At 68.4% G+C, this 25,037-nt stretch carries 26 protein-coding genes; 12 read left to right on the forward strand and 14 right to left on the reverse strand.

Annotation, left to right across the window (positions count from 1 at the left end):
• Window positions 1–613 precede the first annotated feature (613 nt).
• From rpmH to KHC24_RS21005, 7 genes are all read left to right on the forward strand, one after another.
• Entirely contained in the window at window positions 614–748 is a 135-nt protein-coding gene (rpmH, locus tag KHC24_RS20975) for a 50S ribosomal protein L34 (RefSeq protein ID WP_213340341.1), read from the forward strand.
• Between the two features lie 117 nt (window positions 749–865).
• On the forward strand, window positions 866–1,291 hold the full coding sequence (rnpA, locus tag KHC24_RS20980) for a ribonuclease P protein component (protein WP_213365355.1): 426 nt from the start codon (window positions 866–868) through the stop codon (window positions 1,289–1,291).
• On the forward strand, window positions 1,281–3,095 hold the full coding sequence (yidC, locus tag KHC24_RS20985) for a membrane protein insertase YidC (RefSeq protein ID WP_213365357.1): 1,815 nt from the start codon (window positions 1,281–1,283) through the stop codon (window positions 3,093–3,095). Before rnpA ends, yidC begins: the two co-directional genes overlap by 11 nt.
• A 225-nt stretch (window positions 3,096–3,320) precedes the next feature.
• Window positions 3,321–3,884, forward strand: a complete 564-nt coding sequence (locus KHC24_RS20990; RefSeq protein WP_213365359.1) for a YceI family protein — start codon at window positions 3,321–3,323, stop codon at window positions 3,882–3,884.
• A complete protein-coding gene (locus KHC24_RS20995) occupies window positions 3,881–4,417 on the forward strand; it encodes a cytochrome b (RefSeq protein ID WP_213365361.1) in 537 nt (178 codons plus the stop codon). Before KHC24_RS20990 ends, KHC24_RS20995 begins: the two co-directional genes overlap by 4 nt.
• A gap of 61 nt (window positions 4,418–4,478) precedes the next feature.
• Window positions 4,479–5,165 (forward strand): ribosome biogenesis GTP-binding protein YihA/YsxC, encoded by a 687-nt coding sequence (gene yihA, locus KHC24_RS21000; RefSeq protein WP_213365363.1) that lies wholly within the window; start codon window positions 4,479–4,481, stop codon window positions 5,163–5,165.
• A gap of 114 nt (window positions 5,166–5,279) precedes the next feature.
• Entirely contained in the window at window positions 5,280–6,353 is a 1,074-nt protein-coding gene (locus tag KHC24_RS21005) for an NAD(P)-dependent alcohol dehydrogenase (protein WP_213365365.1), read from the forward strand.
• Window positions 6,354–6,495: 142 nt separating this feature from the next.
• Here KHC24_RS21005 and KHC24_RS21010 read toward each other — a convergent pair whose 3' ends face one another.
• A complete protein-coding gene (locus tag KHC24_RS21010; RefSeq protein ID WP_213365367.1) occupies window positions 6,496–7,533 on the reverse strand; it encodes an aldo/keto reductase in 1,038 nt (345 codons plus the stop codon).
• A 101-nt stretch (window positions 7,534–7,634) separates the two neighbouring features.
• Here KHC24_RS21010 and KHC24_RS21015 point away from each other — a divergent pair, with 101 nt between their 5' ends.
• Window positions 7,635–8,540: a LysR family transcriptional regulator gene (locus tag KHC24_RS21015; protein WP_213365932.1), complete on the forward strand. Its 906-nt coding sequence runs from the start codon at window positions 7,635–7,637 to the stop codon at window positions 8,538–8,540.
• Between the two features lie 36 nt (window positions 8,541–8,576).
• On the opposite strand, the gene KHC24_RS21020 is transcribed toward KHC24_RS21015, so the two are convergent.
• The 10 genes from KHC24_RS21020 to KHC24_RS21065 all read right to left on the reverse strand — a co-directional run bounded on the left by KHC24_RS21020 (window position 8,577) and on the right by KHC24_RS21065 (window position 17,282).
• Window positions 8,577–8,903 carry a helix-turn-helix domain-containing protein gene (locus KHC24_RS21020; RefSeq protein ID WP_213365369.1) on the reverse strand — a complete coding sequence of 109 codons (327 nt, stop codon included), beginning with the start codon at window positions 8,901–8,903 and terminating at the stop codon, window positions 8,577–8,579.
• Between the two features lie 52 nt (window positions 8,904–8,955).
• Window positions 8,956–9,420 (reverse strand): PTS IIA-like nitrogen regulatory protein PtsN, encoded by a 465-nt coding sequence (gene ptsN / locus KHC24_RS21025; protein ID WP_213365371.1) that lies wholly within the window; start codon window positions 9,418–9,420, stop codon window positions 8,956–8,958.
• Window positions 9,421–9,505: 85 nt separating this feature from the next.
• On the reverse strand, window positions 9,506–10,099 hold the full coding sequence (hpf, locus tag KHC24_RS21030; protein ID WP_213365373.1) for a ribosome hibernation-promoting factor, HPF/YfiA family: 594 nt from the start codon (window positions 10,097–10,099) through the stop codon (window positions 9,506–9,508).
• A gap of 212 nt (window positions 10,100–10,311) precedes the next feature.
• Window positions 10,312–11,901, reverse strand: coding sequence for an RNA polymerase factor sigma-54 (gene rpoN / locus KHC24_RS21035; protein ID WP_213365375.1), 1,590 nt, complete (start codon window positions 11,899–11,901; stop codon window positions 10,312–10,314).
• A gap of 57 nt (window positions 11,902–11,958) precedes the next feature.
• Window positions 11,959–12,783, reverse strand: coding sequence for an LPS export ABC transporter ATP-binding protein (gene lptB / locus KHC24_RS21040; protein WP_246547382.1), 825 nt, complete (start codon window positions 12,781–12,783; stop codon window positions 11,959–11,961).
• Between the two features lie 315 nt (window positions 12,784–13,098).
• Complete coding sequence (locus KHC24_RS21045; protein ID WP_213365378.1) at window positions 13,099–13,785, reverse strand: LptA/OstA family protein; 687 nt, start codon at window positions 13,783–13,785, stop codon at window positions 13,099–13,101.
• Window positions 13,786–13,937: 152 nt separating this feature from the next.
• Window positions 13,938–14,657, reverse strand: a complete 720-nt coding sequence (gene lptC / locus KHC24_RS21050) for an LPS export ABC transporter periplasmic protein LptC (protein ID WP_213365380.1) — start codon at window positions 14,655–14,657, stop codon at window positions 13,938–13,940.
• Window positions 14,658–14,831: 174 nt separating this feature from the next.
• The gene (locus tag KHC24_RS21055; protein ID WP_213365382.1) at window positions 14,832–15,464 is read right to left on the reverse strand and encodes a ribonuclease D; all 633 of its coding nucleotides are present in this window, start codon (window positions 15,462–15,464) and stop codon (window positions 14,832–14,834) included.
• Window positions 15,465–15,531: 67 nt separating this feature from the next.
• Window positions 15,532–16,479 carry a 4-hydroxybenzoate octaprenyltransferase gene (ubiA, locus tag KHC24_RS21060; protein ID WP_213365384.1) on the reverse strand — a complete coding sequence of 316 codons (948 nt, stop codon included), beginning with the start codon at window positions 16,477–16,479 and terminating at the stop codon, window positions 15,532–15,534.
• Between the two features lie 20 nt (window positions 16,480–16,499).
• Window positions 16,500–17,282 (reverse strand): hypothetical protein, encoded by a 783-nt coding sequence (locus KHC24_RS21065; RefSeq protein ID WP_213365386.1) that lies wholly within the window; start codon window positions 17,280–17,282, stop codon window positions 16,500–16,502.
• Between the two features lie 129 nt (window positions 17,283–17,411).
• Here KHC24_RS21065 and KHC24_RS21070 point away from each other — a divergent pair, with 129 nt between their 5' ends.
• Complete coding sequence (locus KHC24_RS21070) at window positions 17,412–18,176, forward strand: 16S rRNA (uracil(1498)-N(3))-methyltransferase (RefSeq protein ID WP_213365388.1); 765 nt, start codon at window positions 17,412–17,414, stop codon at window positions 18,174–18,176.
• 120 nt (window positions 18,177–18,296) lie between these two features.
• On the forward strand, window positions 18,297–19,667 hold the full coding sequence (locus tag KHC24_RS21075; protein ID WP_213365390.1) for a glutamate--cysteine ligase: 1,371 nt from the start codon (window positions 18,297–18,299) through the stop codon (window positions 19,665–19,667).
• Between the two features lie 46 nt (window positions 19,668–19,713).
• Here the strand turns inward: KHC24_RS21075 and KHC24_RS21080 are convergent, their stop codons facing one another.
• The gene (locus KHC24_RS21080) at window positions 19,714–20,133 is read right to left on the reverse strand and encodes a VOC family protein (RefSeq protein ID WP_213365392.1); all 420 of its coding nucleotides are present in this window, start codon (window positions 20,131–20,133) and stop codon (window positions 19,714–19,716) included.
• A 72-nt stretch (window positions 20,134–20,205) separates the two neighbouring features.
• The gene (locus KHC24_RS21085) at window positions 20,206–21,090 is read right to left on the reverse strand and encodes a LysR substrate-binding domain-containing protein (RefSeq protein WP_213365393.1); all 885 of its coding nucleotides are present in this window, start codon (window positions 21,088–21,090) and stop codon (window positions 20,206–20,208) included.
• A gap of 122 nt (window positions 21,091–21,212) precedes the next feature.
• On the opposite strand from KHC24_RS21085, the gene KHC24_RS21090 reads away from it, so the two are divergent.
• On the forward strand, window positions 21,213–21,656 hold the full coding sequence (locus KHC24_RS21090) for a DUF1127 domain-containing protein (protein ID WP_338078399.1): 444 nt from the start codon (window positions 21,213–21,215) through the stop codon (window positions 21,654–21,656).
• Window positions 21,657–21,906: 250 nt separating this feature from the next.
• The gene (locus KHC24_RS21095) at window positions 21,907–22,971 is read left to right on the forward strand and encodes an LLM class flavin-dependent oxidoreductase (protein ID WP_213365394.1); all 1,065 of its coding nucleotides are present in this window, start codon (window positions 21,907–21,909) and stop codon (window positions 22,969–22,971) included.
• A gap of 480 nt (window positions 22,972–23,451) precedes the next feature.
• On the opposite strand, the gene KHC24_RS21100 is transcribed toward KHC24_RS21095, so the two are convergent.
• Window positions 23,452–24,852: a glutamine synthetase family protein gene (locus tag KHC24_RS21100; protein ID WP_213365395.1), complete on the reverse strand. Its 1,401-nt coding sequence runs from the start codon at window positions 24,850–24,852 to the stop codon at window positions 23,452–23,454.
• Window positions 24,853–25,037 lie beyond the last annotated feature (185 nt).

A 25,037-nucleotide genomic window follows, 5' to 3' on the forward strand; every position in this document is an offset into this window, starting at 1 on the left:
AGCCGGCCGACCCCGCGTCGATCCGGGCGGATGGGCGACCGCGAACGACGCCAAGCCGCGCCCAGATCGATGCGGACGGCCGTTTCTCAGCAACAAGGCGGGAATCACGTTCACCGTTGCGGTGGCCGCCGACCATATTTCCGGGCATGCGCACCCCGGGCCTGCACGCTCGCGAGCGTGGTCGATCCAATGGGGTGACGGCTGTCGGACAGCGGCGGTTCCACAATGTGCGCCCGCCTGCCAAGCGATCACAGGGGGGCCGGGCGATCAGGCTGCCGGGGTCGCCGATCGTCGCCCGCGCCTGTCCCGGCCGGGCCTGGGCCGAGCATGGTCGCGCCGACCGCCATTCCGGTCTATGCTCGTGGCGCGCCGGCCATCGACGCCGTGCGGATCAAACCGAGATGCCCCGATGCGGCGGAACTCTGTGCCGAAGGCGGCGTTCCCGCGTTGACTTGTCTGCCCCACCCCCCTATAAGCCGCCTCCGAACCTCGGCTGCTCCGGCGACCGGGCTGCCTCCAATATTGACGCAAGAGTGCCGCACCAGTGTCGCGGCCGGCGAGCAAGGGAGGCAATCCGGTCCGGGCGGCTCAACCTGAATGCGGAGAGACACCCGTGAAGCGCACTTATCAACCGAGCAAGCTCGTGCGCGCCCGCCGGCACGGCTTTCGTGCGCGCATGGCGACCCGTAATGGCCGCAAGATCATTGCCGCCCGTCGCGCGCATGGTCGCAAGCGCCTGTCGGCCTGATCCGATCCCTGACATGACCGCGACGGTCGCCGCCGCGGCCATCCCGTCTCTGGTCGAAAGGGCTGGGATCGCAAGGGCTGAGGCCAGCCTCGCCCTCGCCTGAGGAACGGCGCCCTTATGGACCGGCTCGTCAAGCGCAAGGACTTCCTCGCCGCCGCCGGCGGGCTCCGGGCCAATTCCGGCCCCCTGCTGCTGCAGGCCCATGACCGCGCCGATGACGGCGCCGCGCGCATCGGCCTCACCGTTACCAAGAAGCACGGCAATGCCGTGGAGCGGAACCGTATCCGGCGCCGCCTGCGTGAAGCCGTGCGCGCCGCCCTGCCCCGTGTGGCACGGCCGGGTTTCGACTATGTGATCGTCGCCCGACGCGCCGCCCTTTCCACGCGCTTCACCGATCTCGTAAACGACATCGAGCGGGGCATCGCCCGCCTTCATTCTGGGAACCGGCGCCGGCATCCGCCAGCGCGGCCCCAACCTGCCGCGGCTTCAGCCGCCGTGCAGGCGACCGCGCACGCCGACGGAGAGACTGCGCATGACGACTGAAAACCGCAACATGATCGTCGCCATCGTGTTGTCGATGGTGGTGCTGATCGCCTGGCAGTACTTCTCCGGCATCCCGCAGATGGAGGCCCAGCGTCAGACGCAGCAGCAGGCGGCGCAGCAGGCCGCCGAGTCCGGCGCTCCCGCCGCGCCGGGGGCTCCCGGCACCACCGCTCCGGGGCCGGCCACCTCGCTGGCCAAGGCAATGACCCGCGAAGAAGCGCTGGCGCGCACCCCGCGCGTGGCCATCGACACGCCGAGCGTCACCGGCTCGGTGTCGCTGCGCGGCGGCCGCATCGACGACCTGTCGCTGAAGGGCTACCGCGAGACGGTGCAGCCGAACTCGCCGATCATCGTGCTGCTGTCGCCTTCCGGCGGGCCGAACCCGTTCTATGCCGAATTCGGCTGGGTCGCCGCCTCCGGCTCCAATGTGAAGCTGCCGGCGCCCGACGCGCTGTGGACCGCCCCCGAAGGCGCAAAGCTGACCGCCGACACCCCGCTCGTCCTCAGCTATGACAATGGCGAGGGGCAGGTGTTCCGCCGCACCCTCTCCATCGACGCCAACTACATGTTCCATGTGGTGGACGAGGTGGAGAATAATGGCGGCGCGGCGATCTCGCTGCATCCCTTCGCGCTGGTCTCGCGCCACGGCACCCCGCACACGCTCGGCTACTACATCCTCCATGAGGGCCTGATCGGCGTGACCTCGGAGGGCGGCCTGCACGAGATCAAGTACAGCGCCATCGCCGAGAAGAAGACCGAGACGTTCACCTCGACGGGCGGCTGGCTCGGCATCACCGACAAATACTGGGCGGCCACCGTCATCCCGGATTCGCAGGAGAAGGTGCAGGCGCGCTTCTCCGCCGCGCAGAACGGCAACGACCTCACCTACCAGACCGACTTCCTCGGCGACGCCGTCACCGTCGAGCCGGGCGCCAAGGCGACCCGCGACGGCCGGCTGTTCGCCGGCGCCAAGGTGGTGCGCCTCGTCGACGGCTACCAGACGCAGTACAACATCGACCGCTTCGACCGGCTGATCGACTGGGGCTGGTTCTATTTCATCACCAAACCGCTCTTCGTCGTCATCGACTGGATCTATCACCTGGTCGGCAATTTCGGCATCGCCATCCTCGCCGTCACCGTGCTGATCAAGGGCGTCTTCTTCCCGCTCGCCAATAAGAGCTACGCCTCGATGGCGAAGATGAAGGCGGTGCAGCCGGAGATCCAGTCGCTGCGCGAGCGCTATGGCGACGACCGGGTCAAGCTCCAGCAGGAGATGATGGAGATCTACAAGAAGGAAAAGATCAACCCGATCGCCGGGTGTCTTCCGATCCTGATCCAGATCCCGGTCTTCTTCGCCCTCTACAAGGTGCTGTTCGTCACCATCGAAATGCGGCACGCGCCGTTCTTCGGCTGGATCAAGGACCTGTCGGCGCCCGACCCGACCACGCTGTTCAACCTGTTCGGCGTCATCCCGTGGGATCCCTCGCAGGTGCCGGTGATCGGCCACTTCCTGATGCTCGGCGTGTGGCCGATCATCATGGGCTGCACCATGTGGGCGCAGATGAAGCTGAACCCGGCCCCGCCGGATCCAACCCAGAAGATGATCTTCGACTGGATGCCGCTGGTGTTCACCTTCATGCTGGCCTCGTTCGCCTCCGGCCTCGTGATCTACTGGGCCTGGAACAACACCCTCTCGGTGCTGCAGCAATCGGTGATCATGCGCCGCAACGGCGTGAAGGTGGAGCTCTGGGACAATCTCAAGAGCACCCTCCGCCTCGGCCGGAAGAAGGCCAAGGCCGGCTAGCGACACCGCGCCGGCAGGGGGCAGTGAAGACAGACAGCGGGAACGGCCAGGCGGCGGTTCCCGCTGTTTTCGTTGGCAGGGGCCGGTTTATCGCCTTTGCCGCGCCGCCGGCGGCACACGAACATGTGCGACCAACACCGCGCGGCCGAGGTATAGGCTGCGCCGCCAAGCTGGCTGTCCAGGCTGGCTGCCTTCGCCAAGGTGATCCCATTATGAGGTGATCCCATGCGGCAGATCACTGTGCGAGCCTTCGCCGTCGCCGCCGGGCTGCTCATCGCGGCGGTCTCGCCCGTGCAGGCGCAATCCTACAAGGTCGATCCGGCGCAGACCCGGATCGCCTTCGAGATCGGCGCCAAGGGCTATCCGCTCACCCAAGGGGTGTTCCGCCGCTTCACCTCCCGGCTGGCCATCGATCTCGACCGGCCGCAGCGCTCCTCGGTGCGCTTCGCCGTCGTCTCCGCCTCGCTCGACACAAAATCGCCGACGCTCGACACCTATGTGCGCGGCCCCGCCTTTCTCGATTCCGACCGCTATCCCGACATCCGCTTCACCTCGACCGCGGTGGAGAAGCTCGACGACCACACGGTACGGGTGAGCGGCGACATGACGCTGCTCGGCACCACCCGGCCCGAGAGCTTCACCGTCCAGGTCGAACGCGGCCCCGGTCGCCATTTCAGCTTCCACGCCGAATTCGGTGTGCGGCGCTCGCGCTACGGCATGACCGCCGGCCTGCCGCTGGTCTCCGACGATGTGCGCATCATCGTCGTCGCGCGTGCGGGCGGGACATGAAGGCGCAGGTGCCGAGCTGGAGCCTGCCGCTGCGCCTCCTCCACTGGTTGATGGCGGCTCTGCTGGTGGCGCTGCTGGCGGTCGGCTGGTGGATGACGCATGTCCACCGCGATCTCGGCACCACCTTCGCGCTGTATCAGTGGCACAAATCCTACGGGCTGCTGGTGCTGGCGCTATTGGTGCTCCGCCTGCTGGCACGGCTCGCCCCGCATCCGCCGCCGCTCGAGCATTCGCGCCTCGAACGTGGCGCGGCGCGGACGGCGCATCTCGGCTTCTATGCGCTGATGCTCGCCCTGCCGGCCAGCGGCTGGCTGATGGCCGCCGCCTCGCCGCTGGCACTGCCGACCCGGCCGTTCGAGCTGTTCACCCTGCCGGCGCCGGTGGCGCCCGACGCGGCGCTGTTCGAGCGCCTGCAGCTGCTGCATGAGGTGCTCGCCTATGCGTTGCTGGGGCTGATCGTCCTGCACGTGCTGGCCACGCTGAAGCACCAGCTGGTCGATCATGACGGCATTCTGCGGCGGATCGGCTTCTGATACCGCGTCCCCGGCGCCCGGACGGCTTGCGGAATGGCGCCGGGCGGCGGATAAGCGGCGGATGAACGCTGACAACACCCCCTCCGAGGCCGAAGCGCGCGCCGCGGCCGAGCATGCCGCGCTGATCGAGGCCGGCCGCAAGCTTTTCGCCGGCGAGTGGAACTTCCTCACCGCCGCCCCGACCATCGAGACGCTGCCGGCGATGCGCGGCATCGAGATCGCCTTCGCCGGCCGCTCGAATGTCGGCAAATCGAGCCTCGTCAACGCCCTCACCGGCCGCAAGGCGCTGGCCCGCACCTCGGTGACGCCGGGCCGCACGCAGGAGCTGATCTTCTTCGGGCTCGGACCGGACCTCACCTTGGTCGACATGCCCGGCTACGGCTTCGCCCAGGCGCCGAAGGAGAAGGTCGATGCCTGGACCGAGACCATCCACGCCTATCTGCGCGGGCGAACCAATCTCGTGCGGGTGTTCGTGCTGATCGATTCCCGCCACGGGCTGAAGCCGATCGACCTCGGCGTGCTCGACGGGCTCGACAAGGCGGCGGTGTCCTACGCCATCGTGTTGACCAAGGCCGACCAGCTCAAGAAGGGCGAACTGGAAAAGCGCCTTGAGGAGACGCAGACGGCGCTGGCCCGCCGGCCGGCGGCGTTCCCGGTGGTGTTCCCCACCTCCTCCCGCGAGGGCACCGGCATGCCGGAGCTGCGCGCCGCGGTGGTGACGCTGATGCGCGAGCGCGGCATCTCCTGAGCGGGGGTCTCCTGAGCGGGGTCTTGCCGCCGATGTGAAGTCGGCAATTGACCCGTGTCATGGTCTCCTCGGCGCAGGTGCCCATAGTGGCCCCGTCAATGAGAGGAGAACGCCATGGCCAGGATGAAAGCCGCCATCTTCGTCGAGAAGGGACGCATCGTCCTCGATGAGAAGCCGATCCCGGAAATCGGCCCGCTCGACGCGCTGATCCGCGTCACCACCACCACCATTTGCGGCACCGACGTCCACATCCTCAAGGGCGAATACCCGGTGGAGCGCGGCCTCACCATCGGCCACGAGCCGGTCGGCGTGATCGAGAAGCTCGGCTCGGCGGTGACCGGCTATCGCGAGGGCCAGCGGGTGATCACCGGCGCCATCACCCCCAGCGGGCATTCCTATGCCTGCCTGTGCGGTTGCGGCTCGCAGGACGGGCCGGGCACCCGCCACGGCTTCAAGGCGATGGGCGGCTGGAAGTTCGGCAACACCATCGACGGCGCGCAGGCGGAATATGTACGAGTGCCGGACGCGCTGGCCAATCTCGCCCCGGTGCCGGACGGGCTTTCCGACGAGCAGGTGCTGATGTGCCCCGACATCATGTCGACCGGCTTCTCCGGCGCCGAGAGCGGCGCGGTGCAGATCGGCGACCATGTCGCGGTGTTCGCGCTCGGCCCGATCGGGCTGTGCGCGGTGGCCGGCGCCAAGCTGAAGGGAGCAACGCGCATCATCGGCGTCGACACCGTGCCGGAGCGGCTCGCCATCGCCAGGCAGCTCGGCTGCTCGGACGTGGTCGACTTCAAGGCCGGCGACGTGGTGGAACAGATCCTGGCGCTCACCGACGGGCGCGGCGTCGACGTCGCCATCGAGGCGCTGGGTACGCAAGGCACCTTCGAATCCGCGCTCAAGGTGCTGCGGCCGGGCGGCACGCTGTCCTCGCTCGGCGTCTATTCGACCGACCTGACGATCCCGCTCGGCGCCTTCTCCGCCGGGCTCGGCGACAACAAGATCGTCACCACCCTGTGCCCCGGCGGCAAGGAGCGCATGCGCCGGCTGATGGACGTGATCGGCTCCGGCCGCGTCGACCTGAAGCCGCTGGTGACCCACCGCTTCAAGCTCGACGACATCGAGGCTGCCTATGAGCTGTTCGCCAACCAGCGCGACGGCGTGCTGAAGGTGGCGATCACGCCGTAGGGGTGGGGGCCTGTTTCCCCCTCTCCCCGTCGGGGAGAGGGGGGTGAGGGTCTTCGGCGCCTCCAGGTGTCGTCCCCCTCACCGACCCGCTGCGCGGGCCACCTCTCCCCAACGGGGAGAGGATAAGCAAGCAAGGTGCCCCTCACCCTGCCAAAGGCGGATCGAGGCGGGCGAAGCCAGCCTGCCGGCGATAGGGGAAATAGGGATAGGGCGCGGTGACCGCGCTGGCAGCATCGAGGCGGGCGATCTGCCCGGCATCGAGCGCCCAGCCCACCGCGCCGAGATTGTCGACCAGCTGCGCCTCGTTGCGGGCGCCGAGGATCACCGAGGCCACGGTCGGCCGCCGCAGCAGCCAGTTGATGGCGATCTGCGGGACGGTCCTGCCGGTCTCTCCAGCCAGTTCGTCCAGCACCTCGACGATGCGGTAAAGCCGCTCCTCATCGACCGGCGGGCCGAAATCCGCGGTCTCGTTGAGGCGGCTGCCGGCGGGCAGCGGCGCGCCGCGACGGATCCTGCCGGTGAGCCGGCCCCAGCCGAGCGGGCTCCACACCAGCGCCCCGAGGCCCTGATCGGCGCCGAGCGGCATCAGCTCCCACTCATAATCGCGGCCAACCAGCGAGTAATATACCTGGTTGGCGACATAGCGGGGCCAGCCATGGCGCTCGCTCGCCGCCAGCGACTTCATGATCTGCCAGCCGGCGAAGTTCGACACCCCGACATAGCGCAGCTTGCCGGCGCGGATGAGCGTATCCAGCGTCGCCAGCACCTCCTCGACCGGCGTCGCCGCGTCGAAGGCGTGCAGTTGCAGCAGGTCGATATAGTCGGTGCCGAGGCGGGCCAGCGCCGCCTCCACCGCGCCCACCAGCCGCAGGCGCGAGGTGCCGGCCTGGTTCGGCCCCTCGCCCATCGGCAGCCCGGTCTTGGTGGAGATCAGCACCTGGTCGCGCCGGCCCCGGATCGCCTCGCCGAGCACCCGCTCCGAGGCGCCGTCGGAATAGACGTCGGCGGTGTCGAACAGCGTCACCCCGGCATCGAGGCAGATATCGAGCAGGCGGCGCGCCTCCGCCGCATCGGTGGTGCCCCAATTGCCGAAGAGCGGGCCGGTGCCGCCGAAGGTGCCGGCACCGAAGGACAGCGCCGGCACCTTCAGGCCCGAGCGTCCGAGCTGGCGATATTCCATGATGTGCTCCCGTGATCCATCTGCGTGCCGGGAAGATGGAACCGCCGGCATCTGTGAGATAGACTGCCGATAGGACCAGCATCTGTGAGATGAAAGACCGAATGGCGCGCGGCGAGATCAACCGCTCCGGCGAGATGGAAGTGTTCGTGCGGGTGGTGGAGCAGGGCGGCTTCTCCGCCGCCGCCCGGCAGAGCCGGATGACCCCCTCGGCGGTGAGCAAGCTGATCGCCCGGCTGGAGGCGCGGCTCGGCTCGCGCCTCGTCACCCGCTCGACCCGCCGGCTGGAGCTGACCCCGGAGGGCTGCGCCTTCTACGAGCGGGCGGCGCGCATCCTCGCCGACATCGAGGAGGCCGAACGCAGCGCCGGCGCCGGCGAGCGCCCGGCAGGACGGGTGAGGGTCAGCACCTCCGCCTCCTATGGCGCGCATGTGCTGGCGCCGATCCTGCCGGAATTCCTGATCCGCCATCCCGGCGTCAGCCTCGACATCGTCGAGACTGACCTGGTGGTCGACCTGCTGGCCGAGCGTACCGACGTCGCCATCCGCGCCGGACCGCTGCGGACCTCCAGCCTGCTCGCCCGCAAGCTCGGCGACACCGGCAAGCTGATCGTCGCCGCCCCCGCCTATCTGGCGCGCGCCGGGATACCGCACAGCGCCGCCGATCTCGACGCGCATGTGCGCATCGGCTTCAGCTATGCGCGGGCGGTAGAGGGCTGGCCGCTGCGGGAGAACGGGAGGGAAATAATGCTGCCGGTGCCGGCCCGGGTGCAGGCGAGCGACGGCGAGGGCATCCGCCGGCTGGCGCGGGCCGGGGTCGGGCTGGCGCGGCTCGCCGCCTTCACCGTGCGCGCCGACCTCGCGGCCGGGCGGCTGGTGCCGGTGCTGGAGGCGCTGAACCCCGGCGACCGCGAGAGCTTCCACGCCGTGCATCCCGGCAGCGGCGGACCGCTGCCGGCGCGGGTGCGGGCGCTGATCGACTTCCTCGCCGAGCATGGAAGGGTGACGTGAGAGGACGTCACGCCAACTCAGGCGCGGGCCACGCCCTCACACATCGTTGGCGGAGGACAGGTTCTCCGGCTGGATGTAGGACGGCGTCGAGCGCAGCCGCAGGCCCGGACCGCCGCCGGCGCTCGGCAGGCCGGCATCGATGAACTCGATCCCGGCATGCTCCAGCGCCCGGCGCATGCGCACGCTCTCATTGGGATCGTTGCCATCGCCGGGCTCGCGGCCCTGCTCGAAGGCCTCGACATAGCCGCCGGTGACGCCGGCATGGCCGGCGAGATCGCCCACCGACCAGCCCAGCATGGCGCGGGCGGCGCGGCATTGTTCGGCGCCGAGCGCCGGGACGCCGGAATCGAGCGGATCGGCCATGGAGCTCTCCTGCTGAAGCGAGGCGAGGCGTCCGCCGCTTTGACGGCGCCGCTCAGGCGGCGTTGGAAGCGGCGGTGCCGTTGAGGATGGCGTAGAGGGTGGAAGCGTCGTGCGAGGCCCGCAGCTTCTTGGCCGCCTCCGGGTCGCGCAGCAGCCGCGCCACCCGGGCCAGCGCCTTCAGATGATCGGCCCCCGCCGCCTCCGGCGCCAGCAGCAGGAACACCAGATCGACAGGCTCGCCGTCCAGCGCCTCGAAGTCGATCGGCCTGTCGAGCCGGGCGAACAGGCCGAACAGCTTGTCCATCTTGGCAAGCTTGCCGTGCGGAATGGCGATGCCATTGCCGACTCCGGTCGAGCCGAGCCGCTCGCGCGAATTGAGCGTCTCGAAGATCTCGCGCTCGTCGCGGTTGAGAAGGGCGGCCGCCTTGGCCGAGAGTTCCTGCAACGCCTGCTTCTTGCTGCCGACCCGCAGGGCGGGGAACACGGCAGGCAGGGAAAGAATATCGTTCAGGGCCATAGCGCGATCCGGATGGAGGGCGTGGGCATAGGGGAGACGCGGAACGGGACGTTCCGCCCCGCGCTCCGAGGGTGACAACGGGAGTTCAATGCACGTCTTCCACGGCGGCGAGCGGCGGGTCGATCCAGCCGACATGGCCGTCGGCCCGGCGATAGACCACGTTGACCCGGCCATGATTGGCATGGCGGAACACCAGCACCGCGGCGCCGGTGAAGTCCAGTTCCAGCACCGCATCGCTGACCGCGAGGCGCGGCATGTCGGCGGTGGCCTCGGCGACCACGGTCGGGCTCCAGCCGTCCAGCGCCTCGCCGTCCTCGTGGTCGGGCGCCTCGAAGACGGTGAGCGGCACCGATTCCGGCGTGGCGGCAATCCCCTCGCCGTTCGGTACGTGACGTTTCACCCGGCTCTTGTAGCGGCGCAGGCGCGTCTCGATGCGCTCCACTGCCGCGTCGGCGCTGGAATAGGGATCCTGGGCACCGCCATGCGCCTGCAGGATGGCGCCGCTGTCGAGATGCAGCGCGCAGTCCGAGCGATAGCCGGACCCTTCCCGCGCGACGGTGACGTGGCCAGACCAGCCGCCATCGAAATACTTGTCCATGACATCGGCCAGCCGGTCGGAAACCCGCTGGCGCAATGCCTCTCCAACGTCGAGATTTTTGCCAGAAACCCGCAGCGGCATCGTGACTAGTCCCTCTGCTGGGGCATGGACGGGAGAGCGACGTGCACAACGCCCCGCCCGCCGATTGCCCGAACCCCTTACTTGCCCGGCCGGTGCCTTTAAGAGGTAGGAGCCGTGAGGGAAAGTGTCAACGTAAACCAAGATGTACCGCCCGACGGCGCACAGCTTCGCGGATTTCCGCCCGGCCGGAAAGCGCCGCGAAGGCCCGTGCGTCAACTGCCCGCGGCGGCCGCCTGCTTCTCCCGACGCCGCTGCACGGAGGAGGGAATGCGCATGGCTTCACGGTACTTCGCCACCGTGCGGCGGGCAATGTCGATGCCGGATTCACGCAGGCGTTGTACCAGCGTGTCGTCGGAAAGCACGTCGTCGGGGGTCTCGGAGTCGATCATCTGCTTGATGCGAAAACGCACGGATTCGGCCGAATGTGCTTCGCCGCCATCGGAAGAGGAGATAGAGGACGAGAAGAAATACTTCATCTCGAAGATGCCGCGCGGCGTCGCCATGTATTTGTTCGACGTCACCCGCGAAACCGTCGATTCGTGCATGCCGATGGCGTCCGCCACCATGCGCAGGTTCAGCGGCCGCAGATGCTGGACGCCCAGCGTCAGGAAGGCGTCCTGCTGCCGCACGATCTCGATGGCCACTTTCAGGATGGTGCGGGCGCGCTGGTCGAGCGAGCGGGTAAGCCAGGTCGCGGTCTGGATGCAGTCGGTGAGGAAGGCCTTCTCGCGGTCGTTGCGGGTGGTCTTCGAGACCTTCGAGTAATAGGCCTGGTTCACCAGCACCCGCGGCAGCGTGTCGGAATTGAGCTCGACATGCCAGGAGCCGTCGGCGGCCGGGCGGACGAACACGTCCGGCACCACCGGCTGGATGACGCCGGAGCCGAAGGCCAGGCCAGGCTTGGGATTGAGCCGGCGCACCTCGGCGACCATCTCGGCGAGGTCCTCCTCGTCGACGCCGCACAGGCGGCGCAGCGTGTTGAACTCGCGCCGTGCCAGCAGATCGAGATGCGACAGCAGCGACGCCATGGCCGGATCGAAGCGGTTGCGCTCCTTGAGCTGCAGCGCCAGGCATTCGGCGAGCGAGCGGGCGCCGATGCCCGGCGGATCGAAGGCATGAATGGTGGCGAGCACCGCCTCGACACGGGCCAGCGGGGCGCCGAGCTTGTCGGCGACGCTGGCAAGATCGGCGGTGAGGTAGCCGGCCTCGTCGATGAGATCGATGAGGTGATGGCCGATCAGCCGATCGACCGGATCGGTGAGCGCCAGGGTAAGCTGGCCGGCGAGATGGTCGCCGAGCGAGGTCTCGGCGGGAACGAAGGATTCGAGGTTGTAGCCCTCCTCGTCGCGCCCGCCGCCGCCGACGCCGGCCCATTCCGAATAGGCCGGGGCCTCGGCGCCCTGGGCCGGGCCTGCCGGCTCGCGGCCGACATCGTCCGGGAACACGTTTTCGAGACCGGTGTCGAGCCGGTCCTCAATGGCGCTGCGCGAGGAATCCAGCCGGTCCTCCAGCCAATCGGCGGCGCGGGCCTCACGGTCCTCCCCGTGCGCCTCGTGCGCGGCGTCGTGCACCTCGTGGACCGCGACCTCCAGCACCCCCTCGCCGGCGCGCTCGGCGCCCGCCCCGCCCTCGCCTTCCGGCTCGGACTGGCGCTCCAGCAGCGGGTTGCGCTCCAGCTCCGCCTCGACATAGGCGACGAGATCGAGATTGGACAGCTGAAGCAGCTTGATGGCCTGCATCAGCTGCGGCGTCATCACCAGCGACTGGGTCTGGCGGAATTCGAGACGCGGGCTCAGCGACATGGAAGCAGGCCTCCATGCCGGATGCAGCGAGGGCGTGAGCGCGACGCGTGCCCCATCTTACAGCCGGAACTCCTCGCCGAGATAAAGCCGGCGCACCTCGGGATTCGCCACGATCTCGGCGGGCGAGCCCTCCATCAGCACGGTGCCGGAATGGATGATGTAGGCGCGGTCGATGAGCCCGAGCGTCTCGCGCACATTGTGATCGGTGATCAGCACGCCGATGCCGCGATGGGTGAGATGGCGCACCAGCGCCTGGATGTCGCCCACCGCGATCGGATCGATGCCGGCGAACGGCTCGTCCAGCAGCATGAAGGTCGGCCGCGTCGCCAGCGCGCGGGCGATCTCGACGCGGCGGCGCTCGCCGCCGGACAGCGCGATGGAGGGCGACTTGCGCACATGGGTGATGCGGAACTCTTCCAGCAGCGCGTCGAGCTCCATTTCGCGGCGCTTGCGGTCCGGCTCGACCATCTCCAGCACCGCGCGCAGATTGTCCTCGACCGACAGGCCGCGGAAGATCGAGGCTTCCTGCGGCAGATAGCCGACCCCGAGGCGGGCGCGGCGATACATCGGCAGATGGGTGACGTCGTGGCCGTCGAGCTCGATGCGGCCGGCATCGGCCTTCACCAGGCCGGTGATCATGTAGAAAATCGTGGTCTTGCCGGCGCCGTTCGGCCCGAGCAGGCCGACCGCCTCGCCGCGCCGCACGCCGAGGCTGGCCTCGCGCACCACCCGGCGGCCGCCATACTGCTTGACGAGGCCGGTGGCCCGCAGCAGCCCTGCCGCTTGCGGCGCCTCGGCGACACGGCGGCGGGAGCCCGCCCCGTTCTGCGGATGGACGCCACCATTTCCGGAACCGAAGTCCGCCGCAGCCGGCGGAACCATCTGGCGTTCACGGCTTCCTGCCGGAAACAATCTCACGCGCACCCTCCGTGGTGAAAGCACCACTAGAAGGGTGATAAACAATCCCGCGCCCGCTGGCAAACGCAGCAAGCAAAAACCGGGCCGAAATCATCTCGGGTATCGGGTGGGGGGCTGTCGGATCGCCGGAGGCGGGGAACGCGGACGCTGACAGCGTGGCGCGGGATCCCCCAGCGCCGGCCTTCAAGCCCCGGCCTGGAAGCCACCGGGGAGGGCTCTCGTCGGCGTGCTCACCTCAGAAGGCCCTCGGACTTGGCCCCTCGGCGGTTGGCTCGACGCTCAGGGCTTCGGCTTGGCCGGGGCGCCGGGCTTGGGCGCGGCGCCGTCCAGCTGTTTCATGGCGCCGGGCACGATCAGGCTCTCCACCCGGCCGCCCTCGATGCGCGAGGTGCCGGTGGTGAGATCGACCACCAGCCGCCGGCCGCGGATCACATTCTGGCCGGAGGTGAGCACCACCGGATTGCCGGTCAACGTGATGCTGTTGGACTTGGTCTCGAACACGCCCTGGTCGCCGGTGGCCTGCTGTTCCTTGGTGGTGACGATCACCCCGCCATTGATCTCCAGCCGGCGGATGGAGGAGGAGCTGATCGGGCTGCCCGCCGCAGGAGCCGCCGCCGGATCGGCGCTGGCCGCGCCCGTGGCATCGGCCGCGCCCTTGGCGTCAGCCGCCGCCTTGGCGTCGCCGGCGCTCTTGCCGTCGTAGAACACCACCAGTTCGCGGGCGCGCATATTGGTGTCGCCCTGCTGCACCACGACATTGCCGGAGAAGATCGCCTTCTTCTCCTGGTCGCGCACTTCGAGGCTGTTGGCGTCGATCTTGATCGGCTGATCGCGATTGGCCGCGAAGCCCTGCAGGGCGTTGGGCACGTTCTGCACCTGCGCCACGGCCGGGCGGACGAGCAGCGCGACCGCGAAGGCGGGGGCAAGGGCGAGCAGGACGGCGGCGGAGCGGGACAAAGCGTGCATGATCTATGTTTATCCGGCTGCGTGCAGGCATTCAATGGGCAGCGGACCGGATCGGACCGCCGATCCGACCGGCGCGACGGCATTGCCACCGCCGAAGGCACCGAGGATCGCCGGATCGCGGGTCACGGCATCCTGCGTCACGGCATCCCGTATCACGGTATCGCCTGCGTCGCGCGCGGGACGGAGGCGGGATCCAGCGCCACCGCGGTGGACGCCGGCCGGGCTTCGGCCTTGTCCTGCGGTAGCTTGAACACCAGCGAGACATTGCCGGTGAACAGCGCCCGCGCATCCTTCTGCGTCACTTCCATGCGGTCGGCGGTCAGCCGCGCATCGGTGGAGGTGAGCTCGACCGGGTTATCGCTGACCAGCCGCCCCTCGCGCATGCTGATCGCCGCGTCCTGCAGCTTGCCGGCATAGCCGGCATTGGTGGCGAAGGTGATGCCCTCGCCGAGATGAATGTCCTGGGTCTTGGTGTCGTAGCTGCCGATCCTGGCGGTCAGCTTGGCCCAGCCCTGCTCGGCGAGCTCGATGCGCGCATTGATCATGTCGAGATCGATGCGGTTCGGTGTGGTCAGGTCCTGCGACGCCGATTCGGCGGTGAGGTTGTAGCCGCGATTATCGTCGGTGAACCCGTTGAGCTTGGGGAACTCCATCTTGATGCGGCTGCCGGACAGCGAGGCCCGGCCGAGTTCCACCGGCAGGTTCACCGGCAGACGGAACGGATCCAGCCAGGCAAGACCGCCGATGATCGCCGCGCACAGCAGCACCAGCACCGGCATGCCGCGCCGGAACAGGCGCACCCAGCGGCTATGGCTGGCGGCCTCGCGGAAGCGCTGGCTCGCAACGACGGCGCGACGCGGCTGCGGCGCCATGTTTGCCGACCCCGACGCGCTCCGCTCGGCGGATGTGATCTGACGATTCATGAGTTGAGGCACGTCCCCGGTCGCCGGCCCCTCCAGCGGCGCCTAAAATGGCAACTCAACCCCCACCATGCAAGCCGCGCCGGCCGCCGGGGCGGGCACAAAGACGCAAGCCCTTGATCGCGTTCAGCTATGCGCGAAAATATCCTCTTCCGGCCAACCGGCGAGATCGAGCGCCGCCCGAGTGGGCAGGAAACGGAAGCAGGATTCGGCGAGCGCGGTGCGCCCCTCGCGCGCCAGCATGGCGGCAAGCTTGTCGCGGATGGCGTGCAGGTACAGCACGTCGGAAGCGGCGTATTGCAGCTGGGCATCGGTGAGGTCGGCCGCCGCCCAGTCAGAGCTCTGCTGCTGCTTCGACAGATCGATGCCGAGCAGTTCGCGGGCGAGTTCCTTGAGCCCGTGGCGATCCGTATAGGTGCGGACCAGCTTGGAGGCGATCTTGGTGCACCAGATCGGCTCGACCGCGACGCCGAAGGCCTTGCCGAGCACCGCGACATCGAAGCGGGCGAAGTGGAACAGCTTGGAGATGCCGGGATCGGCGAGCAGGGCCTCGAGGTTGGGCGCGCTGCCGGGCCCGGCGCCGGCCGGGATCTGCACCACGTCAGCCGAGCCGTCGCCCGGCGAGAGCTGCACCACGCACAGCCGGTCGCGATGCGGATTGAGGCCGAGCGTCTCGGTGTCGATCGCCACGAAGGGCGACTTTTCCGGCGAATAGCGCGACAGATCGACGAGGTCGCCGCGATGCAGGCGGATGGTCATGAGCTCGGCCCTTTATGCGATGGCGGGTGATTATCACCGGCCACCGGCGCGAACAACCTCGCCCTGCTCAACCGACGAGCGCCTGCAGGACGAAGCCGGCGAACAGCACCAGGCCGGCGTCGCGGTTGGAACGGAACAGCTTGAGGCACAGCGCCGGGTCGTCGATGTCGAGCCGCGCCACCTGCCAGGCGAGATGGGCGGCGAACAGCGCCGCCCCGGCATAGGCGAAGATGCCGCCGCCGGCCGCCGCCACCGCCGCCGCGATCAGCAGCGCCGCGCCGGCATAGAAGCCGGCCAGCCAGGGCCGTGTCGCCTGCGCGAACAGCCGGGCGGAGGACTTCACCCCGACGACCTCGTCGTCGGCGCGGTCCTGATGCGCGTAGATGGTGTCGTAGCCGATCACCCACAGGATGCTGCCGGCATAGAGCAGCAGCGCCGCCGGCGGCAGCGCCTGCATCAAGGCCGCGAACCCCATCAGCGCGCCCCAGGAGAAGCACAGCCCCAGCACCGCCTGCGGGATCCAGATCACCCGCTTCATCAACGGATAGACGGCGACGATGCCGAGCGAGGACAGCGCGGTGACCTGGGCGAAACGCGGCAGGCAGAGCAGGACCAGAAGCCCCACCAGCGCCTGCATCGCCAGGAAGGCGAAAGCGGCGATCAGGCTTACCTGCCCCGAGGGCAGCGGCCGCGAGCGGGTGCGCTCGACCTTGCCGTCAATGTCGCGGTCGAGAATGTCGTTCCAGGTGCAGCCGGCGCCGCGCATGGCCACCGCGCCCAGCGCGAACAGCACGATATAGGCCAGCGCCGCCGGGAAATCGGGCGACAGGCCGTCGGCCCGCAAGGTGCGGGCGGCGAGCGCCACCGACCACCAGCAGGGGATCAGCAGCAGCCAGGAGCCGATCGGCCGGTCAAGCCGGGCGAGCCGCAGATAAGGACGCGCAAAGGCGGGAGCGACGCGCTCCACCCAATTGCCGGCGGCATCGGCGGGAGCGGCAGCGGCGGGAGCCGTCATGCTGTGCGACGCGGAGACGGTCAGCGCAGCGCGCTGCCGCCGAGCGTGTCAAACACGCCACCGGGCTTGTTGGCGCTGACGCCGGGCAATCCGCTCGACAGGCCGAGGCCGGCGGCGACCGCACCCTGCTGCGGCGGGCCGGAGGGACCGCTGCCCCCGCCGGACTGCATGTCCGCCGCCACCTTGCAGACCTTGTCGCGCACGCCGGAAATGCTGGTGGTGTTCTCGCGCAGCTTGGTCAGCACCTCATCGGGCACGCCGCATTTGGTCTTGTTGGTGCGCAGATAGGTAAGGAACTTCTGCTGCGAACTGGCGAAGTTGCGGAACAGCGGGCAGAGCTCGGAGGGCGGCAGCTTCTTCTTGGTCGCGGCCTGAAGGGCGCCGCCGCGCGCCTCGATATCCGTGCGCAGCTTGCCCACATTGGTCTGGCAATCCGCCATGTCGGCGCTGGGCTGCTGCACCATGCCGCCGGGCATCGTCATGCTCGGCGCCGCGGACGGCGCGGCAAGCGACGGCGATGACAGCGAGGGAGAGGCCAGGCCGGCACTGCCGAGATCCGGGTCCACCCCCCCCAGCGATGGCGCCGGGGCCGGCGTCGCCGCCGGAGCGGCGGTCGCTGCCGGGGCGGGGGTGGCGCTGACGGCCGGAGGCGAAGACTCGGTGCTGCCACCCGGCGTGCCGATCCATTGCGCACCGGCCGAGCTCACCGCCAGCGCCACGCCGGTCGCGGCTGCGAGGCCGATGAAGGCGACACGCGCCGCGCGAAGGCTGGCCCGATGGCCGTCGCAAATCTGAGGTGTCATTCCGTCTTCCGCTGAAGGGACGTCGCTTACCAAGCGTGATACAGAGGCCTGAAAGATAGGGCAATATCACGGCAGAATGGTTAATTCCGACTGCTGTCGCCACTCACATAGCCAGATGCAGGCAGACTTATGGCGCGCATGCGCGGCGAATCCGCCGAAGCCGAGACCTACGACTTCCGCGCCCAGCGACTCTTCGTGCCCGACGCGCTTGGCGAAGGCGCCGAGATCCGCCTCGACCGCGACCGGGCGCATTACGTCGCCGACGTCATCCGGCTGGAGCCGGGCGCGGCGCTGCACCTGTTCAACGGCCGCGACGGCGAGTGGCGGGCGGTGCGCCAGAGTGCGGGAAAACGCGACGTCGTCTTACGTTGCGAGAGCCGGCTGCGGGCGCAGACGCCGCTTGCCGCCCTCGACTACGTCTTCGCGCCGCTGAAACATGCCCGGCTCGACTACATGGTGCAGAAGGCGGTGGAGATGGGCGCCGGACGACTGGTGCCGGTGATCACCCGCCACACCCAGGCGACCCGCGTGAACACCGATCGCATGCGGGCGAACGTGGTCGAGGCCGCCGAGCAGTGCGGCATTCTCGCCGTGCCGGAGGTCGCCGAGCCGCTCGCCTTCGAGCGCTGGCTGGCCGGGATCGAACACGAAAAAGTGATTCTATTTTGTGACGAAGCCGCCGGGCCGGGAGACCCGGTAGCGAAGATCCGCGATGCCGGCGCCGCGCCGCTGGCGGTGCTGGTCGGACCCGAGGGCGGCTTTGCCGAAATCGAGCGCCGGATGCTTGTCGCGCACGATAGAACCATCAGTCTTTCGCTCGGGGCCCGCATCCTGCGCGCCGATACCGCGGCGGTGGCGGCGCTCGCTTTGGTCGGCGCTGCGCGGCCTGAATGACGCTGCGTAAGGCTGCGAATAACACGGCGGAATGACGGTATTTCACCGATTTGCGTTGCCTCTCGGCCTGTGTATGTTCTCGCGCCCCAATTGGCGCTGCCCGAGCCCGCCGGAGTTCCCATGGCGCGAGACCAGATCGATACCCAGCCCATCGAAAGCCGCGACGAACTGGTCGCCTGGCTGGAGGCGGGCTGCAAGGCGCCGCAGCGATTCCGCATCGGCACCGAGCACGAGAAATTTCCCTTCACCCTGAAGGGCCACGATCCGGTTCCCTATGAGGGCGCGAACGGCATACGCGCCCTGCTCGACGGCATGCAGGCGCTGAACGGCTGGGAGCCGATCATGGAGGGCGAGGCGATCATCGGCCTCGCCGACACCATCGGCGGCGGCGCGATCTCGCTGGAGCCGGGCGGGCAGTTCGAGCTTTCCGGTGCGCCGCTGGCCTCGATCCACGAGACCTGCGCCGAGGTGAACGGGCATCTCGAGCAGGTGCGGGAAGTGGCGACGCCGCTCGGCTTCGGCTTTCTCGGCCTCGGCATGAGCCCGAAATGGACGCTGAAACAGACGCCGGTAATGCCCAAGGGGCGCTATCGCATCATGGCAGACTACATGCCGAAGGTCGGCACGCACGGCCTCGACATGATGTTCCGCACCTGCACCGTGCAGGTGAATCTCGATTTCGCCTCCGAAGCCGACATGGTGAAGAAGCTGCGCGTCGGCGTCGCCTTGCAGCCGGTCGCCACCGCGCTGTTCGCCAACTCGCCCTTCACCGAAGGCAAGCCGAACGGCTTCCTCTCCTTCCGCTCGGAGATCTGGCGCGATACCGACAATGCCCGCGCCGGCATGCTGCCCTTCGCCTTCGAGGACGGCATGAGCTTCGAGCGCTATGTCGACTATGCGCTCGACGTGCCGATGTACTTCATCAAGCGCGGCGACAGCTATATCGACGTCGCCGGCTCGTCCTTCCGCGACCTGATGGCCCGCAAGCATCCGGCGCTGCCCGGCGAGGGGCCGACGGTGTCGGACTGGGCCAACCATCTCTCGACGATCTTCCCCGAGGTGCGGCTGAAGCGCTATCTCGAAATGCGCGGCGCCGATGCCGGTTCCTGGAAGAACCTCTGCGCGCTGCCGGCCTTGTGGACCGGGCTCTATTACGACACCACCAGCCTCGACGCCGCCTGGGATCTGGCGAAGGGTTGGAGCGCCGAGCAGCGGCAGCAGCTGCGCGACGACGTGCCGAGGCTCGGCTTCGACGCCGAGATCGCCGGCCGGCCGATGCTGGAACTGGCACGCGAGGTGGTCGCCATCTCCCGCGCCGGGCTCGAGCGCCGCGACATGCGCGACAGCCAGGGTCGAGACGAGACCCGCTTCCTGAAGCCGCTGGAGGAGAGCCTGGCGCTCGGCACCACCCCGGCCGAGCGGCTGCTGGAGCGCTATCGCGGCCCATGGGGCGGCTCGGTGGATCCGGTGTTCGTCGAGGATGCCTACTGAGGGCGCCCGAGGCGCCGGCCTTCCCGGCTCTCAGCCTTCCAGTTCCTCAGCCTTCCCACGAGCCGGCGCGGTAGGTGCCGACGCTCCACAGATGGCCTTCCGGGTCGCGCACGGTGAATTCGCGCGAACCATAGGGGGTGTCGTAGAGGTTGATGACCACCTTGGCGCCGGCGGTCCGCGCCCGTACCCACAGCGCATCGGTATCCGGCGCCACCAGATAGACGCCCTGGGTGACGCCGCCGGCGGCAGCCGGGCTCACCATGCCCAGCGTATCCTCCTTGGCGCCGCCCAGCATGATGGCCGAGCTGCCGAGCCGCAGCTCGGCATGGGCGACGCCGCCCTCGCCATCGTCGACCACCAGGATCGGCGCGAAGCCGAAGGCCCGGCCGAGCCAGTCGATCGCCGCGCGCGGATCGGCATAACGCAGGAACGGCACGATATCGCCGGGTACGGGACTGGTTGCCATCGCGGCCTCCCTGAAGCCTTCGCCTGTGACGCTTGCTTCGCCACAACGGATGCCGCGAGGCGAGGTTCCGCCTTACTCCGCCGCGATGGCCGCTTCCGAGATGTTGTCGAGCCCCTGCACGATGTGATCGGCGAGCGCGTCGGCGAGCACCGAAGGCTCATGCCGGTTGCGCACCAGGCCGATGCGGCAGGGCGCCAGCGCCGGAAAGCCGTCGGCCGGGCCGAGCACCCGCATGCCGGGGCGCAGGCCGGATTCCGGCAGCACCGAGATGGCGAGCCCGGCCAGCACCGCCGCCGAGACCGCGGTCGAGTTGGAGGAGGTGTAGAGGATGCGGAACGGCCTGCCCAGCGCCTGCAGCTGGGCGATCGATTCCCGCCGCCAGTTGCAGCTCTGCCGGCCGAGCGCCAGCGGCAGCGGCTCTTCCAGATGGGTCGAATGCCGGCTCGAGCCGATCCACAGCAGTTGCTCGCGGCGGATGATCTCGGTCTCGCGGGCGATCATCTCGCAATCTGTGATGATGGCGAGGTCGAGATCGCCGGTGTCGATGCGATCGATCAGATCTGTTGATGGATCGCACACCACGGTCAGCTCGACATTGGGGTGGGTACGCGAGAACCGCGCCATGATTTCCGGCAGATAGCGGTCGGCGTAATCGTCCGGCACGCCCAGCCGCACGCGGCCGGAAAGCTCGGCATTGCTGAGGCTCGCCACCGCTTCCATGTTCAGCTTGACGATGCGGCGGGCGTAATCCAGCAAACGCTCGCCCTCGTCGGTGAGACGCGAGGCGCGCCCGTCGCGGGCGAAGATCGGCTTGCCGACCCGCTCCTCCAGCCGCTTCATCTGCATCGAGACCGCCGACTGGGTCTTGTGCACCACGTCGGAAGCCTTGGTGAAGCTGCCGGTCTCGGCGATAGTTATGAATGTTCTTAATTGATCAATGTCGAGCAGGGCGGTCATGCCGGGCCTCATCGCGCGCTATCATCAAGATCAATGATAACTCGGATCATAAACATTCGCTAGTGTGATCATTCGATCTCCCGCATAACCATCCCGTCGCGAACGGGTGACGGCGAATTCGGGTGGGCGCGGGACGCGCCATCAGCGAAAAAGCCCACACCGCCGCGCGACCGACGCAGATGGAGGAATCGATGTCGTACATGGGCGAAGTCCGCAGAACCGCGTTCTCATCCTTCGGTACCGCCGCCAGCGGACTGCTGGCCGGCGCCTTTGTCAACCTCGTGCGTATTGCCAAGGCGGTGCACCGCCGCAGCCTGCTCAACCAGCTCGGCGATTTCGACGACCGCATGCTGAAGGATATCGGACTCACGCGCGCCGACCTTCGCGATGCCGCCTCGGGCCCGGTCTGGCAGGACCCGACCAGCATGCTCGTCGTCCGCGCCGTCGAGCGCCGTGCCGGCCATCGGCAGGCGATGCGTGCGAGCCTGGACGCGACACGTCCGCATTCCGGCCCCCGCGCCACCGAACCCAATACCGCCCCCCGCGAAGCCGCCGGGTGCCATTGATCATGCCGGGCCGAAAACCCGCAGCCAGCTTCGGCGGTTCCTATCCCCTTATGCCGCCTAACTGAGCCCGCCGGTCCGCCCGGCGGGCTTTTTTCATGCCCGCGACCTGCCTGCGTGGGCCGGCATGAGCTTGCAGACGCGAAATCCTCGCATTGCAGCCCACGCAATGGAGATGACGGCGGAAACGGCCATATGAGGGCGGCCGGCGGCAAGCCGGTCCGTTACCTCACGCATTCAGGGCATCCGCGTCATGGCAAAGCATCTCGATCTCGGGCTCGACACCTTCGGCGACGTGATGGCCGATGGTGAGGGCCGTCCGCTCACCCATGCGCAGGTGCTGCGCAATGTGGTGGAGCAAGGCGTGCTCGCCGACGAGCTCGGCGTCGATTTCTTCGCCGTCGGCGAGCATCACCGCGAGGACTTCGCCGTCTCCGCCCCCGAAGTGGTGCTCGCCGCCATCGCCGCGCGCACGACGCGCGTGCGGCTCGGCTCGGCGGTCACCGTGCTGAGCTCGGACGATCCAATCCGCGTCTATCAGCGCTTCGCCACCGTCGACGCGCTCTCCAACGGGCGCGCCGAGATCATCCTCGGCCGCGGCTCGTTCACCGAATCCTTCCCGCTGTTCGGCTACGACCTCAAGGACTATGAGGAGCTGTTCTCGCAGAAGCTCGATTTGCTCGCCGCCCTGCTGCGCGACAATGCCCGGCCGGGCGGGCAAGCCTCACCGGAAGGCGTGAGCTGGCAGGGCAAGCTGCGCCCGCCGCTCGCCGGCCAGCACGTCTATCCCCTGCCCGAAAGCGGCACGATGAAGACCTGGATCGGGGTCGGCGGCTCACCGGAATCGGTGGTGCGCGCCGCGAGCTACGGCCTGCCGCTGATGCTCGCCATCATCGGCGGCAGTGCCGCGCGCTTCAAACCCTATGTCGAGCTCTACCACAAGGCGGCCGCGCAGCTCGGCACCACGCCGCAGGCGGTGGGGGTGCATTCGCCGGGCTACATCGCCGACACCGACGAGCAGGCCCGGGAGGAGTTCTTCCCGGCCTTCAAGGCCAATCGCGACCGCATCGGCGCCGAGCGCGGCTGGCCGCCGATGGGCCGCGACGAGTTCGAGCGCGAGGTGACGCATGGCTCGCTATATCTCGGCTCGCCGGAGACGGTGGCGGCGAAGATCGTCCGCACCGCGCAGGCGCTCGACCTCGACCATTTCGACCTGAAATACAGCGCCGGGCCGCTGGCACACGACAAGTGCCTGCGCTGCATCGAGCTCTACGGCACCAAGGTGATCCCGCTGGTGCGCGAGATGCTGGAGGGGTGAGACTGGCGGGGTGAGGCGGGCGGGAACGTAGCGGGTCGGGACGGCGCCGCGCTCCTTCATTCCGCACGGCCACGCCACCTCGTCATTCCCGCCCCCCTCGTCATCCTGGCCGCAGCGAAGCTTCGATCTGGAATCGCGCTGCGATGGTTGCGCGATCCCGGATCGGCCTGCCGGCCGTCGGGATGACGGAGGAGAACGCTGCTGCCGGGATGACGAGGCCAGGGGATTCTTTTCGCTTCCTCTCCCTGTTGGGGAGAGGTGGCCCGCGCAGCGGGTCGGTGAGGGGGTACGCAATTGCGAAGCCTGAGAAGACCCCCTCATCCCACCCCTCTCCCCACGGGGAGAGGGAGCCACTGAACCTTGAGCGCCCTCATACACCCGCAGCGCGAGGGGAGAGCTGAGATCGCGCCCTTGCCCCCTCACCCCTTTTCTCACCGGGAAGGGGCAGATCGGCACTTCCCTCGCGATGAAGCCCCTTCCTCACACGTTCAGCAGCAGATATTCGCGCTCCCAGGGCGAGATCACCCGCATGAAGGTATCGAACTCCTGCTGCTTCACCGCCGTGTAGGTCTTCACGAAGGACGGGCCAAGCACGGTGGCGATCTCGTCGGAATACTGCATCGCCGCCACCGCTTCCAGAAGGCCGCGCGGCAGCTCGAAATCGAGGCCCTTGGCGTCGGATTCAAGGGGCTCGGTCGGGCGCAGCCCCTCGACGAGGCCGAGATAGCCGCAGGCCAGCGACGCCGCGATGACCAGATAGGGGTTGGCATCCGAGGACGGCACCCGGTTCTCCACCCGCCGCGCCGCCGGCGAGGACGGCGGCACGCGCAGGCCGGCGGTGCGGTTGTCATAGCCCCACTGCACGTTGATCGGCGCCATCGAGTCGCGCGTCAGCCGGCGATAGGAATTCACATAGGGTGCCAGGATCGACATCACCGCCGGCAGATAGCGCTGCTGGCCGGCGATGAAGGAGAAGAATTCCGGCGTCGGGTCGCCGTCCTTGTCGGAGAAGATGTTCTTCCCCGTCTCGGCGTCGACGATCGACTGGTGGATGTGCATCGCCGAGCCCGGCTCGTCGGCGATCGGCTTGGCCATGAAGGTGGCATAGATCTTGTGCTCCAGCGCCGCCTCGCGGATGGTGCGCTTGAACAGGAACACCTGGTCGGCGAGCATGATCGGGTCACCGTGCAGCAGGTTGATCTCCATCTGCGCCGCGCCGTCCTCGTGGATCAGCGTGTCGATCTCCAGGCCCTGCGCCTCGGAGTAGTCGTACATGTCCTCGAACAGCTGGTCGAACTCGTTCACCGCCTGGATCGAATAGGACTGGCGGCCGATCTCCGGCCGGCCGGAGCGGCCGATCGGCGGCTTGAGCGGGTAGTCGGCATCGGTGTTGGGCTCGACGAGATAGAACTCGATCTCCGGCGCCACCACCGCCTTCCAGCCCTTCTTGGCGTAGAGATCGACGACGTTCTTCAGCACCTGCCGCGGCGCGAGTTCCACCGGCCGCCCGTCGCGGTGATAGGCGTCGTGGATGATCTGCGCGGTGGGGTCCTGCGCCCACGGCACCACGGCCAGCGTCGAGAAGTCCGGCTCCATCACCAGATCGCTGTCGACCACCACGGAATCGACGAGGTTGTCATAGGGCGGGTAGTCGCCGGAAATGGTCTGGAAGAACACGCTGAGCGGCAGGTTCATCACCGGGCCGTTGAGGAATTTCGACACCGGCATGATCTTGCCGCGTCCCACCCCGGCAAGGTCGGGCACCGCGCATTCGATCTCGGTGATGCCCCGCGCCGCCATCCACGCTTTTGCTTCCGCCAGATTGGCGACGCCGCGCGGAGAACCGACCGCGTCCTGCTCGGAACGCTTCTTCTTAGCCATATCAACCTTCCACTGCGCGTCTGCCGCGCCCTTGCGAGGCAATCACGCCCTCAATCAGGCCGTCAAGGGGGCTGGCCCTGCGTTAGCGGCTGCCCGATTCGGTGCATGGCAAAATTGTTTGCAATCTTTCATTGAGCCGCCGCCGGAAGGCGGATAGCGTTCGCCGCTGGGGCCGGTCCGCCGGC

The organism is Ancylobacter defluvii (assembly GCF_018390605.1).
GTDB lineage: Bacteria > Pseudomonadota > Alphaproteobacteria > Rhizobiales > Xanthobacteraceae > Ancylobacter > Ancylobacter defluvii.

Bases quoted from the DNA above. Each gene is read 5' to 3' on its own strand.
- rnpA (WP_213365355.1), top strand. From the start codon at position 866: ATGGACCGGCTCGTCAAGCGCAAGGACTTCCTCGCCGCCGCCGGCGGG.
- yidC (WP_213365357.1), top strand. From the start codon at position 1,281: ATGACGACTGAAAACCGCAACATGATCGTCGCCATCGTGTTGTCGATG.
- KHC24_RS20990 (WP_213365359.1), top strand. From the start codon at position 3,321: ATGCGGCAGATCACTGTGCGAGCCTTCGCCGTCGCCGCCGGGCTGCTC.
- KHC24_RS20995 (WP_213365361.1), top strand. From the start codon at position 3,881: ATGAAGGCGCAGGTGCCGAGCTGGAGCCTGCCGCTGCGCCTCCTCCAC.
- yihA (WP_213365363.1), top strand. From the start codon at position 4,479: ATGAACGCTGACAACACCCCCTCCGAGGCCGAAGCGCGCGCCGCGGCC.
- KHC24_RS21005 (WP_213365365.1), top strand. From the start codon at position 5,280: ATGGCCAGGATGAAAGCCGCCATCTTCGTCGAGAAGGGACGCATCGTC.
- KHC24_RS21010 (WP_213365367.1), bottom strand. From the start codon at position 7,533: ATGGAATATCGCCAGCTCGGACGCTCGGGCCTGAAGGTGCCGGCGCTG.
- KHC24_RS21015 (WP_213365932.1), top strand. From the start codon at position 7,635: ATGGCGCGCGGCGAGATCAACCGCTCCGGCGAGATGGAAGTGTTCGTG.
- KHC24_RS21020 (WP_213365369.1), bottom strand. From the start codon at position 8,903: ATGGCCGATCCGCTCGATTCCGGCGTCCCGGCGCTCGGCGCCGAACAA.
- ptsN (WP_213365371.1), bottom strand. From the start codon at position 9,420: ATGGCCCTGAACGATATTCTTTCCCTGCCTGCCGTGTTCCCCGCCCTG.
- hpf (WP_213365373.1), bottom strand. From the start codon at position 10,099: ATGCCGCTGCGGGTTTCTGGCAAAAATCTCGACGTTGGAGAGGCATTG.
- rpoN (WP_213365375.1), bottom strand. From the start codon at position 11,901: ATGTCGCTGAGCCCGCGTCTCGAATTCCGCCAGACCCAGTCGCTGGTG.
- lptB (WP_246547382.1), bottom strand. From the start codon at position 12,783: ATGGTTCCGCCGGCTGCGGCGGACTTCGGTTCCGGAAATGGTGGCGTC.
- KHC24_RS21045 (WP_213365378.1), bottom strand. From the start codon at position 13,785: ATGCACGCTTTGTCCCGCTCCGCCGCCGTCCTGCTCGCCCTTGCCCCC.
- lptC (WP_213365380.1), bottom strand. From the start codon at position 14,657: ATGGCGCCGCAGCCGCGTCGCGCCGTCGTTGCGAGCCAGCGCTTCCGC.
- KHC24_RS21055 (WP_213365382.1), bottom strand. From the start codon at position 15,464: ATGACCATCCGCCTGCATCGCGGCGACCTCGTCGATCTGTCGCGCTAT.
- ubiA (WP_213365384.1), bottom strand. From the start codon at position 16,479: ATGACGGCTCCCGCCGCTGCCGCTCCCGCCGATGCCGCCGGCAATTGG.
- KHC24_RS21065 (WP_213365386.1), bottom strand. From the start codon at position 17,282: ATGACACCTCAGATTTGCGACGGCCATCGGGCCAGCCTTCGCGCGGCG.
- KHC24_RS21070 (WP_213365388.1), top strand. From the start codon at position 17,412: ATGGCGCGCATGCGCGGCGAATCCGCCGAAGCCGAGACCTACGACTTC.
- KHC24_RS21075 (WP_213365390.1), top strand. From the start codon at position 18,297: ATGGCGCGAGACCAGATCGATACCCAGCCCATCGAAAGCCGCGACGAA.
- KHC24_RS21080 (WP_213365392.1), bottom strand. From the start codon at position 20,133: ATGGCAACCAGTCCCGTACCCGGCGATATCGTGCCGTTCCTGCGTTAT.
- KHC24_RS21085 (WP_213365393.1), bottom strand. From the start codon at position 21,090: ATGACCGCCCTGCTCGACATTGATCAATTAAGAACATTCATAACTATC.
- KHC24_RS21095 (WP_213365394.1), top strand. From the start codon at position 21,907: ATGGCAAAGCATCTCGATCTCGGGCTCGACACCTTCGGCGACGTGATG.
- KHC24_RS21100 (WP_213365395.1), bottom strand. From the start codon at position 24,852: ATGGCTAAGAAGAAGCGTTCCGAGCAGGACGCGGTCGGTTCTCCGCGC.